This window comes from Thiomonas sp. DCM-2 (assembly GCF_056820905.1).
Window position 1 is genome coordinate 1,425,901 of sequence record NZ_CM165962.1, and the last position, 15,967, is coordinate 1,441,867.

The window sequence follows — 15,967 nt, forward strand, 5'->3', positions numbered from 1 at the left end:
TCCTCCAGTATCTCAGGACAGTAATCTCGCGTCGGTTTCGGCTCAGGGTAAAACCAGACGCGTGGCGGGTTATCAACAGGGAGCTCACGCCGTGCGCAGGTATCGCACACGGGCTGGCCTGCGCCGAAGCAGCGGGCGATGTCGAGGGGGAGATTCATGCTGCAATCCCCTCAAACAAATCGATCTGCTCGCCATGCAACAGGCTTTGCGCCCAGGCGCAGATTTGGCGGCCTTCGTCGGTGTGCGGGAACCTCTTGAGCACATCGGCGATGAGCGCAAGCGCGGCGGCTCTGATGGCGCTCTCGCCCGTGTCAGCAAAATGGCCCCACTTCGGCAGCGGCGCAAATCCATGGCCTCCCAAGTGGGTGAAGAACGAATAGGCATAGCACCAGCGGTAATCAATCTTCCGCGCGCAGACTTCGGCGCGTGGAAGCCCGACAAATCCCCTGCGCCCTGGCTCCTGGGTCATGCTGCGGGTGATCTCCTGTGTGCCCATCGCCTTACCCCTTGATCCGGTGCACCAGCCCGCTGTCGGTGCGCGAGAGGGTGCCGGTGCGGGTTTCGCTGGTGGCGGGCAGCGCGGGGGCGCTGGGCAGGAAGGCGCTGGTGGCGTCTGCGCCGGTTGCGCGCAGGTATTCGATTTCCACGCGGGCGCTGTCCACCAGCACGCCCGCCACTTGCGGCACGGCGCGGGCGCGGTCGGGCTCCATGGGGTTGTTGCGGTCGCGCAGCGCGGCCAGCGTTTCCATGAGGTGTCCGCGCATGTCGTTGATGGTGATGGGCTTGGTCATGATGTTTGCTCCTGTGCGGTGAGGCGGTTGACCTGGCGGGTGATGCAGCCCTTGAGCTGCACCAGGCGCGCCAGCTCGGGGGATTTGTTCATCGGGTGGTTGCGCCGCGCGTGTTCGGCGCGGCTGATGCACTCCAGCCGGTCGGCAGTGATGTGCAGCAGATCGGCGGTGCGCATGCCGGGCCTGAACACGACGATATGCTCCGGCGGGATCGGGCCGTGTGCCTGCTCCCACACCAGTCGATGCACGCCCACCCAGCGCCGCACGGGTGCCAGGCGCGGGTCGTCGCTCACCTTGCGCTCCAGATAGCCGTCTTTGTTGAGGCGCAGGCTGCCGATGGGCTTGTAGTTGCGGGCCTCGTGCGGCGGCCTGCCGGGCTTGAATTGGGTAAGCGCGCTGCGGCCTCCGGCCTGGTAGTGCGTGCCTTTGTTCCACGGCGTCATGCCAGCCTTGAACTGGTGCGCGGTCATGCGCGGGTCTTGCCTGCCGCGCTGCACGCGCCCGCTGCGATCGCTCGCAAGGAATGCGGCGGACTTGCGCAGGCCGAGCGCGTGCGCCTTGTTGTACACGCTGGCCGGTGCGCGGCCCAGGCGGGCGGCGATGTCTGCGGTGGCGTGGTCGGGGTAGAGCACGCGCAGCAGGGCGATGTGTTCGGGCGTCCAGGGGTGGCGGGTCATGGGGGATCCTCGCAAGTCAAGCCCAATCCGCCACGCCGCACACGCGCATGCCCAGCGCGTCGGCAATGCTCACCTCCAGGCGCGCGCCGCGGCTGGATTCCCAGCCGGGCAGCAGGGCCACACCGGCGCAGGCCAGCAGCAGGCCGATGTCGCGGCGCAGGTGATGGTGCCATTCGCTCTCTGCGCGCAGGCCGTTGCGGGCGGGGTTGACGGGCACGTAGCCAGCGGCGCGCAGTGCGTCCTCGGCCTCGAAAAATGCTGGGTGGTTGTAACCCGGCAGGCCGGACATGGGGCCTGCGAGGTACACCCAACGGTCGTGCGGCTCGGGCAGGTGGCAGAGCAGATTACGGGCGATATTCCGCACTTCGGTGCTGACGGCCCAGCCGAGATCGTCTGGATCGGTCAGGCGCTTGGCGAAGGTGGCAAGCGGGGTGGTGAGGTCGGTGGGTGCGTGGGTCATGGGGTGGCGTTTTTCTGGTGGGTCAGTGCGGGGTTGGGTGCGCTGGGGATGCGGGCGCGCGCGCCCAGCATGGCGGCAAGCTGGCCGACCTTGGCGCGCGCGTTGGCGTTTTCTGCCAGATCAGCGCTGGACAGGGCATCGGCGCGGATGTTGCTGACCTCGGAGGACAGCATGGCGATTTGCCGGTGGATGGCACGCATGCGGTCGTCCATGGCGCGCTGAGTTTGCTCTTGCGGCGGCACGATTTCCCAGCCCACCCCGCTGACGGGGCGCAGCATGGCCTGATCGTCCTGCAACAGCGCGGCGCGCATTTCGGAAAACTGCTGCAAAAAGCGCAGCCGGTTTTGTTCGTGCTGCGCAATGCTCAGCGCGGGCTTGATGCCGAAAATGGCCTCCAGCTCGGCGCGGGTGATCTGCTCGCCGGGGCGAATGCGCCCGGCTGCGCGCAACTGCCGCAGGGCTTCGCGCCAGGCGGGGTAGAGCGGGAAGTCGTTTTCTTCGGGGCTCATGCCAGCACCTCGAAACGGCCGAAGCGGGGGCGGTAGTCGCCCAGTCCGATCATGGAGCCGCAGGTCTGCAGGGCCATGGACAGATCGGCGGCCTGCAGGGTGGATTCGTCAAAGGCCACCGTGAAGCGCAGTTTCCAGTCGTTGAAGCGCGGGCGCGCGCGCACGATTTTGCTGGTGCCCACCTTGACGCTGCGCATGTCGACCAAGCGCTTGTCGGCAAACATGGTTTCAGGGTCTCGCGGACCTGGGTATTCGATGGGCAGCCTGTCTTCGAGCACCACGGCGGCGCGCTTGATGGCGGTGCCGAGTTTGTGCACCTTGCCCGCACCGACCAGCGCGGCCAGCATGTTGTACCCCGGCACATAGGGGCCGGTTTCTTCGTCGTAATACAGGCCGCCCAACCATTCCAGACGCGCCATTTCCAGCAGGTCGTCTTCGGTCTTTTTTCGCTTGCCGCTGATGGCCTTGATGGCGCGGGTTGTATCGTCAAATGGGTTGGCCAGCCGTTCGTTATGCGTGAGCAGCGGGGCGATGCCCTTGATGGTGAATGTGAGTTGTTTCATGTCGTTGACTCCTTGCCGTGTGACGCCCAATCGCGTCGGGTAGCGCACCGTGATGCGCTGCCCGCCGAAATCGGCCCTTGCCTTGCCTCGCCAAGCCACGCCCGGCCCTGCCAAGCCACGCCTCGTGGTGCAACCGCACCGGGAGGCAGACGCTGGCGCATCTGCAACCCGCTGCATTCGCAGCCCTTGCCTTGCCACGCCAAGCCTTGCCCAGCCATGCCCTGCCTCGCCGCGCCCGGCCCTGTGGTGCAACCGCACCGGGAGGCAGACGCTTGCGCATCTGCAACCCGCTGCAATCGCAGCCCTTGCCAAGCCAAGCCCAGCCCCGCCTCGCCGCGCCTTTCCTTGCCCCTCCTTTCCATGTGGTGCAACCGCACCGGGAGGCAGACGCTTGCGCATCTGCAACCCGCTGCAATCGCAGCCCTTGCCAAGCCAAGCCCAGCCCCGCCTCGCCGCGCCTTTCCTTGCCCCTCCTTTCCATGTGGTGCAACCGCACCGGGAGGCAGACGCTTGCGCATCTGCAACCCGCTGCATTCGCAGCCCTTGCCCAGCCAAGCCCCGCCCAGCCCGGACTGGCCCAGCCTTGTGGTGCAACCGCACCGGGAGGCAGACGCTTGCGCATCTGCAACCCGCTGCATTCGCAGCCCTTGCCCAGCCAAGCCCCGCCCAGCCCGGACTGGCCCAGCCTTGTGGTGCAACCGCACCGGGAGGCAGACGCTTGCGCATCTGCAACCCGCTGCGCTCGCGCCGCGCTCACTTGCGCGCTCCAAGCAGCGTGCGCCGCTGGGCGTTGATGCGGGTTTGGGCGCGCTCGATTTCGCTCACGGTGGCGTGTTCGACCTGGATGTGATGCACGGCCAGCGCGTCGCTGAGGGCGTCGAGCTCGTCGGGCTGGGCGGTGTAGGCGTAGTGCCGGGCGTGGCGGCGGGTGATGGCGGCCAGGGCGTCAATGCCTGCGGCAATTTCGCGCGGGCGATTGGCGCGGGCCAGCGGGGCCACGGCGGCCAGGGTGTCGGCCATCATCAGGGCGAGGCTCAGGCGCTTGATGTCGTCAAACTGGGCGCGGCGGTGGCGCAGGGCAGAGAGGGCCTGCAGATTGCTCTGCACGATGGCGTCGCGCTGGGTGGCGGGCAGCAGGCTTGCGCCTTCTGCGGCCACGGCGATGGGGTTGAGGAGGGTGTGATTGGGGCGCATGGGGGTTGGTCTGATGGGGCGCTCAGCGGTTGCCATCGCCCGCCGCGATGCGCTTGAAGTCGGGCTGGGCGCGGTAGCGCTGCAGGGCGGCGTCTGCGGTGCGCTGGCGTGCCCAGTGGGCCAGTTCGACGGCCTGGCGCAGCAGGGGGCTGCGCAGCACGGCGTCGGGCTGGCGCAAGTGCAGGCTGCGGGCCGCTGCCAGGGCCTGCGCGTCGGTCAGGGTCGGGTAGGGCATGGTGCGGCCTCGCTGGGCTGGGCGACGTGGTAGGGCATGCGGCGCTCGCCCACGCGGCTGGGGTGGCGCAGGTAGTCGTCTGCGCCGGGGCGACGCACGGGAGCCGGTGCGGGCGCCAGGGGCTGCCACGCGGCTTGCCAGGCGTCTGGCGGCACGGCGGGGCGCTCGCCCTTGCGGCGCTGGCGCATGTCTTCGGCGCAGCGAGCGGTTTCTGTGGCGGGGTCGATGAGGGTGTATTTGCGCGCAGCTTTGGCGCGGGCGGCTTGGCGGTGGGCGGTTTTCATGGTGGGGTCAGATGAGGTGGAGTTGCACGGCAAAAAGCACGGCGACGATGAGCAGCACGGCGGCCCAGGCGACCATGCGGTCGAGGATGACGGAGGGCTCGTCCTCCGGCTCGGGCACCACGGCCAGCGGTGCGCGCAGCAAAGCGCGCTGCAGCAGGGCGGCGTCCATGCCGGGCGCGGGCAGGCGGGCGCTGTAGGTGGTGGGCGTGCGCACTTCGAAGTGCGTGGGGCGGTACAGCTTGCCGATGTGCACCGGGCGCGCTGCGGGGCTGGGATGGGTCATGTCGGTCTCCTGTGAGGGCGGTTGATCGGGCGTGCGGGGCTCAGCCCCACACCTTGGCGGCAAGCCAGAGCACCAGCACCAGCCAGCCCGCCACGGCAAGGGCGGGGCCGAAGATTTCAGGCAAGGGACGCGGCGCGCCGCGCTGGCAGGTGCCGTCGCAGTGGCGGCCTTGGTTGCAGTGGGGGTGACAGGGCATGGGGGGCTCCAGATGATGTGTGGAGCCTACTATAGTGCTGCTATCGGCAATGCGCAATAGCCCAACTATTTTATTGGGCAAATTTGTTGCATTCACTCACAGATCGGGCAAACTCTCGATCTGTATCAACAAGGTGCGATGCTGGCTTGTTGGGCGCTGAACGCACTTCACAGGGAGTAGCCATGGAAACAGAACTGACGTTGCTTCGATTGGTGGCCTGGGCAATCGTGCTCGGCGTCTTTTATCTGCTGTTCACCATCCTGCGGGGCCTGTTTGCTCCGGCCAAGGGGCCGGATCGGGTGTGTCTGGATTGCGGCACGCGCGCCAGGGCAAAGAGGGAAACGCGCGGTCACATTGCGCTGGAGGTTGCGCTCTGGCTGCTGTTCATTCTGCCTGGGGTGATCTACAGCATTTGGCGCCTCACATCGCGCCGTTATGTCTGCCCTGCATGCGGCAGCACCCGCCTGGTTCCCGCGGAGTCACCGGCGGGGGCGGCAATGTTGGCGAGGCTCGGAGAAGGTCAGTCCATAAAGGCAAAACCCGATGGGGTCTAGACGTCGCCATTGGTTGGCGCGCCGGGCATCAGTTCCCGAGGAAACGGAATAATCTCAGCCGATTTTTTTGGAGGCCGCGTGTGAGGCCGCCTCCATTCCTTTCGCGTAGGACAAAAGCTGCTCTCTGAGCGATTCCGGCAGAGCGCGAAACACGTCGATCAACTGTTGCTCGCGAGAGGTTCGGTAAGCAGCGCGTGGCTCCTGCAAGGAAAATGGAGCAGGGTTTGCCGGTGGCGTGGTCAGGCATGCGGCGCCACGACGTAAGAGCGGCTCGTATTGGGGGCAAATATCGGCAATCGGGACGCCGAAGCCCTCGGCATATGCGATTGCAGCCTCCAGCCCAATGGGAATGCGACCGGTTCGGTGCTGATAGATGAGGCTGGGGCTGATCGGCTCGCCAGCGCGTTCTGCAAACTTGGTGATCGGAATGCCTTCAAGGCGCGACTTGATGAGCGTGTTCAGGCGCTCAACATCATCGGGATTGACCGTGGGTTTGCTCATGTAGCAATCCTATTCCTGCAATGAAATAGCGGGACTTGCGCAAACCGCGATAGTGCGACTATGCTGTGTGCATGGAAGCAATCCTCCAAGCAATCGACCAGGCTGGCAGTAAAGCAGCGCTGGCAAAAGAGCTCGGCGTCACGCCACCGCTGATCTATCAACTTGCCACGGGGCGCACGGCTGTATCTGTGCCGATGGCCGTGCGCATTGAACAGAAGTTTGGCATCAGCCGCCGCACCCTGCGCCCCAACGACTGGGGCGACATCTGGCCCGAGCTGATCGACGCCGCGCACCCGTGGCCGCCGGTCGTGCAGCCCACCACGGAACAAGCCGCCTGAACCATGCAGGCGCATCTGTTTTCCGCCAGCGTGCCGGCGCATTCCGGCGCCGCTCCAGCGTTCGGCGTCCATCCCTCCCTGGGCGTCGGCGTGTCCACTCCTCCACGCGGGTTGCGCTGGGGCGGCGGCGGGCTTTTCCATGCGGGCTTCCATGGGGAGAAGCCTATTTTTTTTGCGCGCAAATGGCTGTCCGTGCGTGTCCGTGAATGACGGACAGGCGCGGGCACGGGGGTTGACCATGGATGAACTGGAGCTGTTCGACAACATTGACGAGGTGCTCGCTGGTGTGGTGCTGGCCCTGGGCGGCGCCAAAAAGGTGGGCGCGTTGTTGCGCCCCGATCTGCCCATCGACCAGGCGGCGGGTTATGTGCGCGACCGGCTCAACGCCGACAGGCGGGAGCTGTTTTCGCCGCAGCAGGTGGTGTTTCTGCTCAAGCGGGCGCGCGATGTGGGCTATCACGCCGGGATGCGCTGGCTTGCGGGCGAGTGTGGCTATGTGTCCCCGCGACCGGCCGAGCGCGACGAGCAGAAGGCCGAGCTGCAGCGCCAGTTCATTGCCGCCATTGGCGCGGCGGAGCGGCTGGGCAAGCAGTTGCAACGGCTGGAGGCAGGGCAATGAGGCCGCGTGGCGAAATTCGGCAGGCGGTGGTGAGTGCATTTCGCGTGCTGCCTGGCGGCGTGGGGACCTGGCTGGATGTGGCGCAGGCGGCCATGGTGGGGCGCGATGTGGCACGGGCCACATGCCGAAACCTGGCCGCTGCCGGGGAGCTGATCGTGGTGGGCACGGTGCCCGGCAGCAGCAACCGGCCCATGACGCTGTATGCCCCGGCTCAGGAGCCCACAGACGGGCAGAGCCAGGAGAGTTTGCTCAATGAGGCAATCCGCGCCTGGCACGGCCGCTGAACACAACACCAACAGACAACAAAACCAAGGGACGGACGATGAAAAACCCATGCGGCGTTTCCGCAACGGCGGCGCTTCCCTCGCAGGCACGGAGGTGGCATGGCTGATGCGGGCAGGGGGGGCGCAGAGCGGATCGATTTTCAGGCGCTCAATGCGGCGTTGTTGAACCGGGCGCAGGTGCTGGTGCCGCAGTGGTTGCCAGGCGGCGTCAAGCGGGGCAAAGAGTGGGTGTGTGCAGACCTCACGGGCGGGGCCGGGTCGAGCTGCTCGGTCAACATGGAGAGTGGCGTCTGGAAGGATTTTCAGTCTGGCGATGCGGGGGGCGACTTGGTCAGCCTGTACGCCGCCATTTACTGCAACGGACGCCAGGGAGACGCGGGGCGCGAGCTGGCCGAGCAGATGGGGTTGGCCAGCGCAACGCGCGGAACGTCTGCCGCACCACGCGCCGAGCCCACACCTGAAAAGCGCCGCAGCATGTGGCGGGCCATTGTGCCGGTGCCCGAGACGGCGCCGAAAGCAACGTTCACGCATTTTCACTATGGCGAGCCCTCGGCGGTATGGGAGTACCGTACGCGCGATGGCGCTCAGCGCATGGGTTATGTGTGCCGATTTGACCGCCAGGAGGGTGGCAAAGAGATCATGCCGCTGACGTGGTGCGTGGACGAATCCGACGCGCGCGGCACCTGCAAGTGGCATTGGAAGCAATTTGACGAACCCCGCCCGCTCTACGTTGCCGCAGGCGCATTGCGTGGGCTGCCCGTGTTGCTGGTGGAGGGCGAGAAGTGCGCCGACGCCGCGCATGGGCTTCTGGGCAGCCTGTTTGATTGTGTGACGTGGCCGGGTGGTTGCCAGGCGGCAAACAAATCGGATTGGGCGTGGCTGGCCGGCGCCACTGTGACGGCATGGGCAGATGCCGACCTCAAGCGCGAACCCTTGACGCGCACGGAGAAAGAGCAGGGCGTCGACCCATCAAGCAAACCGTTCAAGCAGCTGGACAGGCAGCCGGGCTATGCGGCGATGGCGGGCATTCTGGCAACGCTACAGGCCGAACACGGCTGTACGGTGCGCATGGTGCCACTGCCCGCGACAGAACAGCAGACTGAGCCAGATGGATGGGACATTGCCGATGCCATTGCATCCGGGTGGACTGCGCAGGATCTGCAGGCGCACATTGCCAAGGCGGTGCCTTTTGTGGTGCAGGATGGCGCGCTGGCTGGCGGGGTGGGACGGGGCAATCCGCGTGCGTCCACCCCTGCTGAGGCTGGCGCGGGCCAGCGCGATGGCGAACGCGCCTGGCGCGCCCATTTGCTGCTGACAGCGCAAGGCGCGATCAAGCCGGTGCGCGAAAACATTGTGCTGGCCCTCGACGGAATCCCCAGCCTGGGGGTGGCCCCGGCGCCGGGGTGCGAGGGGGTGATTGGCTACAACGAATTCACGAACGACGTGGTGTTGTTGCGCGATGCGCCATGGGGTTCTCCCGCCGGGGTGTGGAGCGAGGTGGACGAGCTGAAGATGGGGGAATATCTGGTGCGCAATCACTGGATGCCCAGTTGCAGCCGCAGCACGCTCGAAGAAGCGGTGCGCATCGTGGCGCACAACCATCGATTTCACCCGGTGCGGGCCTATCTCGAAGGCCTGCGCTGGGATGGACAGCGCCGCCTTGAAACCTGGCTGCAGCGCGCCTGCATGGTGGAGGATGAGTGGGACATGCGCGACCCGCTGCAGCGCTATCTGGCGCGGGTGGGTACGTGGTTCATTCAGGCGATGTGCGCACGCATCATGCAGCCAGGGTGCAAGTTCGATTACATGCTCATCCTCGAGGGTGAGCAGGGCATGCGCAAGAGCAGCCTGTTTGCCGCACTGGGCGGCATGTACTTTGCCGACACCGGCCTGGTGCTGGGCGACAAGGACAGCTACCAGAACCTGCAGGGCAAGTGGGTGTACGAATTCGCCGAGCTCGACAGCCTGGGCAAAGCCGACGTGACAAAGGTGAAGAGCTTTGTGGCCAGCAGCGTGGACCGCTTTCGGGCCAGCTTTGACCGCCGCGCTGGCGACTATCCACGCCAGTGTGTGTTCGGCGGGACGACCAATGAATTTCACTACATGATCGACACCACCGGCAATCGGCGGCTGTGGCCCGTGCGCATCACGCGGCAGATCGACATTGAGTGGGTTGTGCAGGTGCGCGATCAACTCTTTGCGGAGGCCATGGAGCGGGTGCGCACGGGCAAGCGCATGCACCCGACGCTGGAAGAGGAACGCGAGCTGTTTGTGCCGCAGCAGCAGGGCAGGCAAGTGGAAAACGCCATCGAGACGGCCGCCGCGCGTTGGCTTTACGACAACGCGGAAGGCCAGATGGTCGATGAGATCAGCATTGTGGAGCTGCTTGGCAAGCTGGGCATTGGCATTGATCGCCTGGGGCCCGGCAGGTATCACGAAAAGCAGGCCGGTGCGGCATTGCGCCGTCTGGGGTGGATCGAGGCCCGCAGCAGCCGACCAGGCCGCCCGCGTGTCTACCGCCGCCCACGGGACGGCGACGCGCAGCCTGATGTCAATGGAGAGGGCGAATGCCCGGTATGACATGACCATTCAACGCCCCGCGCCGGGGCATTTACCAGAGAGGGCCGACAGCGGCCGTCTTGCAGACCAGCGATCGCATGGCGATGCGGAAAAGGTCTGGACGGCTCAGGCGTGCGCCATGTAGCGGGGTTGCGTGCCGGCGCTCCGGCCATCTGTCCGTGTGTCCGTGAGAAATCAGGGAGTCGTGGCAACGATGCAGCAGTTTCAGAGCATCTTGCGCGATCACAGGGAGACATGCGCGCAGGTGGTTTGGGTGTCAACCCCTTGATGTGTAGGCGTGCGTGTGCGCGTTGCGCGCGCCCGGGCGGGCGAGAGTGTGCATCTTCACATGATCTATAGAGAGATCACGGACATATGGACAGAAAGCAGGATTGGAGTTGGATGCGAGAGGCAATGCCCAAGGTGGCTGACCTGGTGCAACAGCGTCGACTTGAGATGGGCACCGCGCATGTGAATCTGTGCTGGCGGCGCGGGGTGCTGGAAAACCAGCCCGGCTGGTTCTATGCGCGGGAAGGTGCCATTGCCGTGGGAACACCTTTTGTTGGCAGCGAGCACGAAACCGTGCTGCAGGAGCTTGGCGCGTGGGATGCGTTGCGCGGCGAGCCGCTGTTGATGCTCAAGAGCAAAGAGGCAACCCATGCCACATGATCTGACGGACCTTCTGCTGGGCGCATGGGCAAAGTGGCGGGCTCGCCGTGCAATTGGCGGGGCAGGGTTTCCCGGTGCCGCTGCGTTCACCAGGCTGGCACCGCACGCGCGGGCCGGATCTGTGGCACTTGGCGATGCGCAATCTGCCGCGCTTGACGATGCCATAGCCAGCCTGCGCACCACAGACGCCAAAGCGTGGCTGGTGCTGCATTGCCACTATCTCGGCGATCCAGATGTCGCAGAGACTCAACGCCGCCCCATGCCCATGCGTGCAGTGGCCAGTCGCGCAGGATGCGCACTCAGCACCGCCTATGTGCACCTTCGTCGCGGAAAGCAGGTGGTGCACAAAAGAGTTTTAGCCATTAGAAAATTCCGGTAGATTTCAGTCATCATCGAACCGTTCCTTACCCAGCCCGCACGGCGCAAGCCTTGCGGGTTTTTTCATGCCCGCTAGACCGCTGAGTCCGTGTCGCTATCCAGGCTGTTCTGCCCTTGTGCAGCAGCCCGGCTATTGCGACGCACACCAGCGCATCGTGCGGCGTGAAGTTGATGCCAGGCGGGAGAGCAGCAACAAGCGTGGCTACTCCAGCGCATGGCGTCGGGCACGGGAGCAGTTCCTGAGAGAGCACCCATTTTGTGTGATGTGCATGCAAGAGCACCGAATGACAACGGCAACAGACGTCGACCACATCATCCCGCACCGCGGTGACATGACGCTGTTCTGGAATCGGAGCAACTGGCAGCCGCTATGTCACTCCCATCACGCCAAGAAAACGGCGCAAGAGGATGGCGGATTCGGCAATAGCACGCGCACAGGGGGGGCAGCAAAAGGTTAACCGTTCCCCCACACGACCGCGTCCGCAGCCAAATTTTTGTGAGCGCAGGTTTTTGAGGGGGGGTAGTGACAGGATGGTTGGATAACGGAGCGATTGATGGGATTGAGAGGGCCGCAGCCAAAGCCGACGCGCTTGAAGTTGATCCAGGGAAACCCGGGTCGGCGCGCGCTCGACCTGGCAGACGGCGTCAACCCCGAAGTGGCGATGCCGACTCCACCGAAATACCTCAGCGATGCTGCCCGCAAAATCTGGCGGCGCGATGGTCGCGAGCTGGCCGCCGTGGGGTTGATCAGTCGGCTCGACACGGAGCAATTCGCGGCTTATTGCCAGGCTGCTGCACAGCTTGCCTTGCTTGAGCGCAGCCTGCAGGCGCGCATGGACGCGCTGGCAGAGCAGGGGTCCGACCCGGCAAGAGCGTTCATTGCCACAACGCCCAATGGATACGAAGTGCAGAGCGTCCATGTGCAGTTGCTCAACAGCTTGCGCGACCAGGTCAAGAAATTTGGCGACGCCTTTGGGCTGTCTCCGTCTGCGCGTTCGCGTGTGACACCGTCGCGCAACATGGAGCAGCAGACGCTGCCCGGTATGGAGCCACCGCAAGGCTGGAGCCGCTTCGCTCAACGGTAACCCCATGACACGCGAACCCGGTTACTACCTTGCCCGCGCCAACGCCTACATTGATGGCGTGCTCGACGGAAGCATCGTGGCCTGTCAATGGGTGCGCATGGCATGCCAGCGTCAACGTGCAGATCTGCAGCGCGTAGGCAACTCGGCAGATTTCCCGTGGAAATTTGACGACCTGGCCGCCGAGCGCGTTTGCGCCTTCATCGAAATGCTGCCGCACATCAAGGGAAAGTGGGCACGCGAAGGCGCCCGCATCGAGCTTGATGGCTGGCAATGCTTTGCTCTCACCACCGTGTTTGGCTGGCTGCATGCCCAGACAGGCCTGCGGCGTTTCCTCGAGGTGTATCTCGAGGTGGCCCGCAAGAACGCCAAGTCGACCATCAGTTCTGGTGTGGCGCTTTACCTGGGGTTTGCCGATGGCGAGCCGGGCGCCGAGGTCTACAGCGCCGCCACCACACGCGACCAGGCGCGCATCGTGTTCGATGATGCCAAACAGATGTGCCTGCGCGACCGCGACATGCAGCATGCCCTCGGCCTCACCGTGCTCGAGCACTCCGTCAGCCAGCCGCATACCGCCAGCGTGTTCCGTGCACTCAGCGCAGAAGGCAGCACGCTCGACGGTCTGAACATCCATGGCGCCATCATTGACGAATTCCACGCCCACAAGAGCCGCGCCGTCTACGACGTGATCGATACCGCCCGCGGCGCCCGCGAACAGTCCCTGCTTTGGGCCATCACCACCGCAGGCACCGACCGCAGCGGCATTTGCTACGAGCGCCGCACCCACGTCACCAAGATCCTGCAGGGCGCCGCCACAGACGAGCGCGTATTTGGCGTGATCTACACGCTTGACGATGGCGACGACTGGACCGATGAGTCCTGCTGGATCAAGGCCAACCCATCCCTGGGCATCAGCGTCAACATCGAAGACCTGCGCGCCGCTGTCAGCAAGGCCAGCACCATGGCCAGCGCCGTCAACAACCTCCTGACCAAACGCTTCAACGTCTGGGTCAACGCCGATACCGCCTGGATGGACATGCGCGCCTGGGACCGCTGTGCGCGCCCCGGCCTGACCGCAAACGACGTTGCGCATCTGCCCTGCTTTTGCGGGCTCGACCTGGCCAGCAAGGTCGACATTGCCGCATGCGCCAAAGTGTTTGTCGACACAGAGGCCGATCGCTACTACCTGCTCTGCAGCTACTACCTGCCAGACCGCACCGTCGAGAACAACACCAACAGCCAGTATTCCGGCTGGGCCCGCACCGGCCATCTCACCGTCACACCGGGCGACATCACCGACCTGCAGCAAATCGAAACCGACATCTACAACGACTCCCGCACCTACGCGCTGCAGTCCGTCGCGTATGACCCGTACCAGGCCACTCAACTGGCCGGCAACCTGCTCAACCGCGACGTGCCCATGATCGAAGTCCGCCCGTCCGTGATGAATTTTTCCGAGCCCATGAAACAGCTCGAAGCCCTGGTGCTGTCTGGCAAGCTGGTGCACGACGGCAACCCCATCACCACCTGGATGGTGTCCAACGTGGTGTGCCACCACGACGCCAAGGACAACATCTACCCCCGCAAGGAACGGCCAGAAAACAAGATCGACGGCGTGGTTGCCGCCATCATGGCCATGAACCGCGCCATTCACCACAGCGACGCCCCAACGCCGCAGATCGTTGACCTGGAGGTCACCTGATGGCCGGTCTGTTCGCTCGCCTGCTCAATGCCGTGCGCCCCAAGGCGCTTGGCCAGATTCCCACCTCCGGCCTCACTGCCGAAGAATTGTCGCAGGTGCTGGGCCTGTCGCAGATCACCGCATCGGGCGTGTCCGTCACTCCCGAGCTGGCCATGCGGGTGTCCACCGTCTACGCCTGCGTATCCATCATTGCCGGGGCCATTGCCTCGCTGCCCGTGGCCATCTACGAACGCACCAGCGGCAGCGTCAGGCGCCGGGTCGATGCCGAGTCCAGCGGCTCCATCTGGTGGCTGTTCAACGAGCAGGCCAACGCCGAGATGACCAGCTTCGACGCCATGCTCTACGCCATTGCCGCCAAGCTGCTTTATGGCGACGGCTACATCGAGCTCGTGCGCGGCGGCGTCAACCGCACCGGCCCCATCAAATCGCTTTTCCCGCATCACCCGGGGCGCGTCTGGCCGCTGCGCGACACCGTCACCGGCGAAAAGTTCTACCGCGTGCAGCCGCCGCTCGGTCCCGCGTACATCGTCTACGACGCCGACATGCTGCACCTGTCCTCGCTGGGGTACGACCCTGTGGTCATGCGCAGCCCCTCCGTCATCACCGCCGCCGCGCGCGAAGCCGTGGGATCTGCCGTTGCCGCCGAGTCCTACATGGCCAAGCTGTTCAGCGAAGGCGCCACATTCGACTACGCACTCAAGACCACAGGCAACCTCAACAAAGATCAGATTGCCGCACTCAAATCCAGCCTTGCCGCGCGGCAGGGGGGGAACAGCCGCTGGCCCCTGCTGCTCACAGGTGGGCTGGAGCCAGCGCAACTCAGCGTCAACCCCCGCGACGCGGAAATCCTGGCCAGCCGCAGCTTTTCTGTGGAAGACATTGCCCGGTTCTTTGGTGTGCCGCCGCACATGGTCGGTCACCAGGAAAAGTCCACCAGTTTCGGCACCGGCATCGAGCAGCAGGGCATCTCGTTCTCTCGCTACACGCTCATGCGTCACATTCAGCCCCTCACGCAAGAGATCAACCGCAAGGTCTGGCCCGTGCGCGACCGCTGGTTTGCCGAGTTCGACCTCTCCGGTCTGGAGCGCACCGACATGGCCGCGCGATTCAACGCCTACCGCGTGGCCCTTGGTCGCGCAGGCGAGCCCGGCTGGATGACCCAGAACGAAGTGCGCATGCGCGAAAACATGCCGCCCATTGCGGACGGAGACGACATCAATCAGGGCGGCGCGTCCGCCCAAGGAGCCACCCATGAACCCGTACCTGCGCCTGCTGTCTGAAAACCGCGGCCGCGTTGCAGCCGCCAACGCCTTTCGCGTGCAGGCTTTGGCCGGCGCGCAAGAAGCGCACGTCTACGTCTACGACGTCATTGTCGACTCTGACATCGAGGCCGAATGGTTTGGCGGCGTGAGCAAACAAGCCTTCACACAGGCCATTGCCGCCATCGACGCGCCGCAGATCCGCCTGCACATCGACAGCCCTGGCGGCAGCGTGTTTGCTGCGCGCACCATGGCCAGCGCCCTGCGCGATCATGCCGCGCGCGTGGTGTGCCAGATCGACGGCCTGGCCGCATCCGCCGCTTCCGTGCTGGCCATGGCCGCTGACGAAGTGCTGATGGCTGAAGGCACCATGATGATGATTCACAAGGCCTGGACACTTGCCGCCGGGAATGCCGACGACCTGCTCGCCACCGCCGATCTGCTCGACAAGGTCGACGGCACCATCGCCGACACCTACGCCCAGCGCACCGGCCTGGATGCCTCTGCCGTGCTCGCCATGATGGCAGAAGAAACCTGGATGACCGCCGAGGAAGCCATCGCCGCCAAGTTTGCAGACGGCATGACCCAGCTCTCCGCCGCCGATCCCTCTGCCCGCGCCGCCTGGAACCTGTCCGCCTTTGCCCATGCCCCCGCGCGCGCCTGGACGCCGCGCCAGGCCGCTGCCCCAGCACCAGCCGCTGCTGCAGCGGCGCAACCCCATCCGGACGATGCCCGCATTGTCCGTGCTCGACAGTCTCAGCGCACGCGCGTGGCTGAGCTGGCCTACCTCCAACCAGTCTGACACGCGCCGATCCTCACTCATCCCCACT

At 65.2% G+C, this 15,967-nt stretch carries 24 protein-coding genes; 12 read left to right on the forward strand and 12 right to left on the reverse strand.

From position 1 onward, the window contains the following. Positions 1 to 154: 154 nt before the first annotated feature. The 11 genes from AC1ZQA_RS06845 to AC1ZQA_RS06895 form a co-directional block, all read right to left on the reverse strand. Positions 155 to 496 carry a hypothetical protein gene (locus tag AC1ZQA_RS06845; RefSeq protein WP_482679050.1) on the reverse strand — a complete coding sequence of 114 codons (342 nt, stop codon included), beginning with the start codon at positions 494 to 496 and terminating at the stop codon, positions 155 to 157. A 4-nt stretch (positions 497 to 500) separates the two neighbouring features. Beyond that, on the reverse strand, positions 501 to 791 hold the full coding sequence (locus tag AC1ZQA_RS06850; protein ID WP_482679051.1) for a hypothetical protein: 291 nt from the start codon (positions 789 to 791) through the stop codon (positions 501 to 503). Next, a complete protein-coding gene (locus AC1ZQA_RS06855) occupies positions 788 to 1,468 on the reverse strand; it encodes an HNH endonuclease (RefSeq protein ID WP_482679052.1) in 681 nt (226 codons plus the stop codon). Before AC1ZQA_RS06855 ends, AC1ZQA_RS06850 begins: the two co-directional genes overlap by 4 nt. 16 nt (positions 1,469 to 1,484) lie before the next feature. Then, positions 1,485 to 1,928, reverse strand: a complete 444-nt coding sequence (locus AC1ZQA_RS06860) for a DUF4406 domain-containing protein (protein ID WP_482679053.1) — start codon at positions 1,926 to 1,928, stop codon at positions 1,485 to 1,487. Then, the gene (locus AC1ZQA_RS06865) at positions 1,925 to 2,437 is read right to left on the reverse strand and encodes a hypothetical protein (protein ID WP_482679054.1); all 513 of its coding nucleotides are present in this window, start codon (positions 2,435 to 2,437) and stop codon (positions 1,925 to 1,927) included. Before AC1ZQA_RS06865 ends, AC1ZQA_RS06860 begins: the two co-directional genes overlap by 4 nt. Next, positions 2,434 to 3,000, reverse strand: coding sequence for a hypothetical protein (locus AC1ZQA_RS06870; RefSeq protein WP_482679055.1), 567 nt, complete (start codon positions 2,998 to 3,000; stop codon positions 2,434 to 2,436). Before AC1ZQA_RS06870 ends, AC1ZQA_RS06865 begins: the two co-directional genes overlap by 4 nt. Before the next feature lie 753 nt (positions 3,001 to 3,753). Next, positions 3,754 to 4,194, reverse strand: coding sequence for a hypothetical protein (locus AC1ZQA_RS06875; RefSeq protein ID WP_482679056.1), 441 nt, complete (start codon positions 4,192 to 4,194; stop codon positions 3,754 to 3,756). A gap of 22 nt (positions 4,195 to 4,216) precedes the next feature. Then, entirely contained in the window at positions 4,217 to 4,429 is a 213-nt protein-coding gene (locus tag AC1ZQA_RS06880; protein ID WP_482679057.1) for a hypothetical protein, read from the reverse strand. Continuing rightward, positions 4,411 to 4,713 carry a hypothetical protein gene (locus tag AC1ZQA_RS06885; RefSeq protein ID WP_482679058.1) on the reverse strand — a complete coding sequence of 101 codons (303 nt, stop codon included), beginning with the start codon at positions 4,711 to 4,713 and terminating at the stop codon, positions 4,411 to 4,413. Before AC1ZQA_RS06885 ends, AC1ZQA_RS06880 begins: the two co-directional genes overlap by 19 nt. Before the next feature lie 7 nt (positions 4,714 to 4,720). Further along, a complete protein-coding gene (locus AC1ZQA_RS06890; RefSeq protein WP_482679059.1) occupies positions 4,721 to 4,996 on the reverse strand; it encodes a hypothetical protein in 276 nt (91 codons plus the stop codon). Positions 4,997 to 5,036: 40 nt separating this feature from the next. Beyond that, positions 5,037 to 5,192, reverse strand: a complete 156-nt coding sequence (locus AC1ZQA_RS06895; RefSeq protein ID WP_482679060.1) for a hypothetical protein — start codon at positions 5,190 to 5,192, stop codon at positions 5,037 to 5,039. Between the two features lie 182 nt (positions 5,193 to 5,374). Here AC1ZQA_RS06895 and AC1ZQA_RS06900 point away from each other — a divergent pair, with 182 nt between their 5' ends. Continuing rightward, positions 5,375 to 5,746, forward strand: a complete 372-nt coding sequence (locus AC1ZQA_RS06900) for a hypothetical protein (RefSeq protein ID WP_482679061.1) — start codon at positions 5,375 to 5,377, stop codon at positions 5,744 to 5,746. Positions 5,747 to 5,800: 54 nt separating this feature from the next. Here the strand turns inward: AC1ZQA_RS06900 and AC1ZQA_RS06905 are convergent, their stop codons facing one another. Then, positions 5,801 to 6,247: a helix-turn-helix domain-containing protein gene (locus tag AC1ZQA_RS06905; protein WP_482679062.1), complete on the reverse strand. Its 447-nt coding sequence runs from the start codon at positions 6,245 to 6,247 to the stop codon at positions 5,801 to 5,803. Positions 6,248 to 6,318: 71 nt separating this feature from the next. Between AC1ZQA_RS06905 and AC1ZQA_RS06910 the strand changes: the two genes are divergently transcribed. From AC1ZQA_RS06910 to AC1ZQA_RS06960, 11 genes are all read left to right on the forward strand, one after another. Further along, the gene (locus tag AC1ZQA_RS06910) at positions 6,319 to 6,585 is read left to right on the forward strand and encodes a YdaS family helix-turn-helix protein (RefSeq protein WP_482679063.1); all 267 of its coding nucleotides are present in this window, start codon (positions 6,319 to 6,321) and stop codon (positions 6,583 to 6,585) included. Between the two features lie 3 nt (positions 6,586 to 6,588). Continuing rightward, the gene (locus AC1ZQA_RS06915; protein WP_482679064.1) at positions 6,589 to 6,795 is read left to right on the forward strand and encodes a hypothetical protein; all 207 of its coding nucleotides are present in this window, start codon (positions 6,589 to 6,591) and stop codon (positions 6,793 to 6,795) included. Positions 6,796 to 6,823: 28 nt separating this feature from the next. After that, positions 6,824 to 7,204, forward strand: a complete 381-nt coding sequence (locus tag AC1ZQA_RS06920; protein ID WP_482679065.1) for a hypothetical protein — start codon at positions 6,824 to 6,826, stop codon at positions 7,202 to 7,204. Next, positions 7,201 to 7,488, forward strand: a complete 288-nt coding sequence (locus AC1ZQA_RS06925; RefSeq protein WP_482679066.1) for a hypothetical protein — start codon at positions 7,201 to 7,203, stop codon at positions 7,486 to 7,488. The genes AC1ZQA_RS06920 and AC1ZQA_RS06925 overlap by 4 nt, the downstream gene beginning before the upstream one ends. A gap of 99 nt (positions 7,489 to 7,587) precedes the next feature. Continuing rightward, the gene (locus AC1ZQA_RS06930) at positions 7,588 to 10,068 is read left to right on the forward strand and encodes a VapE domain-containing protein (RefSeq protein WP_482679067.1); all 2,481 of its coding nucleotides are present in this window, start codon (positions 7,588 to 7,590) and stop codon (positions 10,066 to 10,068) included. Positions 10,069 to 10,449: 381 nt separating this feature from the next. Next, a complete protein-coding gene (locus tag AC1ZQA_RS06935; RefSeq protein WP_482679068.1) occupies positions 10,450 to 10,716 on the forward strand; it encodes a hypothetical protein in 267 nt (88 codons plus the stop codon). A 647-nt stretch (positions 10,717 to 11,363) separates the two neighbouring features. Next, positions 11,364 to 11,552, forward strand: a complete 189-nt coding sequence (locus AC1ZQA_RS06940; RefSeq protein WP_482679288.1) for an HNH endonuclease signature motif containing protein — start codon at positions 11,364 to 11,366, stop codon at positions 11,550 to 11,552. A 132-nt stretch (positions 11,553 to 11,684) separates the two neighbouring features. Further along, complete coding sequence (locus AC1ZQA_RS06945; protein ID WP_482679069.1) at positions 11,685 to 12,179, forward strand: P27 family phage terminase small subunit; 495 nt, start codon at positions 11,685 to 11,687, stop codon at positions 12,177 to 12,179. Positions 12,180 to 12,183: 4 nt separating this feature from the next. After that, a complete protein-coding gene (locus AC1ZQA_RS06950) occupies positions 12,184 to 13,878 on the forward strand; it encodes a terminase large subunit (RefSeq protein WP_482679070.1) in 1,695 nt (564 codons plus the stop codon). Further along, positions 13,878 to 15,158: a phage portal protein gene (locus tag AC1ZQA_RS06955; protein WP_482679071.1), complete on the forward strand. Its 1,281-nt coding sequence runs from the start codon at positions 13,878 to 13,880 to the stop codon at positions 15,156 to 15,158. The genes AC1ZQA_RS06950 and AC1ZQA_RS06955 overlap by 1 nt, the downstream gene beginning before the upstream one ends. Further along, the gene (locus tag AC1ZQA_RS06960) at positions 15,130 to 15,939 is read left to right on the forward strand and encodes a head maturation protease, ClpP-related (protein WP_482679072.1); all 810 of its coding nucleotides are present in this window, start codon (positions 15,130 to 15,132) and stop codon (positions 15,937 to 15,939) included. The genes AC1ZQA_RS06955 and AC1ZQA_RS06960 overlap by 29 nt, the downstream gene beginning before the upstream one ends. Positions 15,940 to 15,967: the final 28 nt, after the last annotated feature.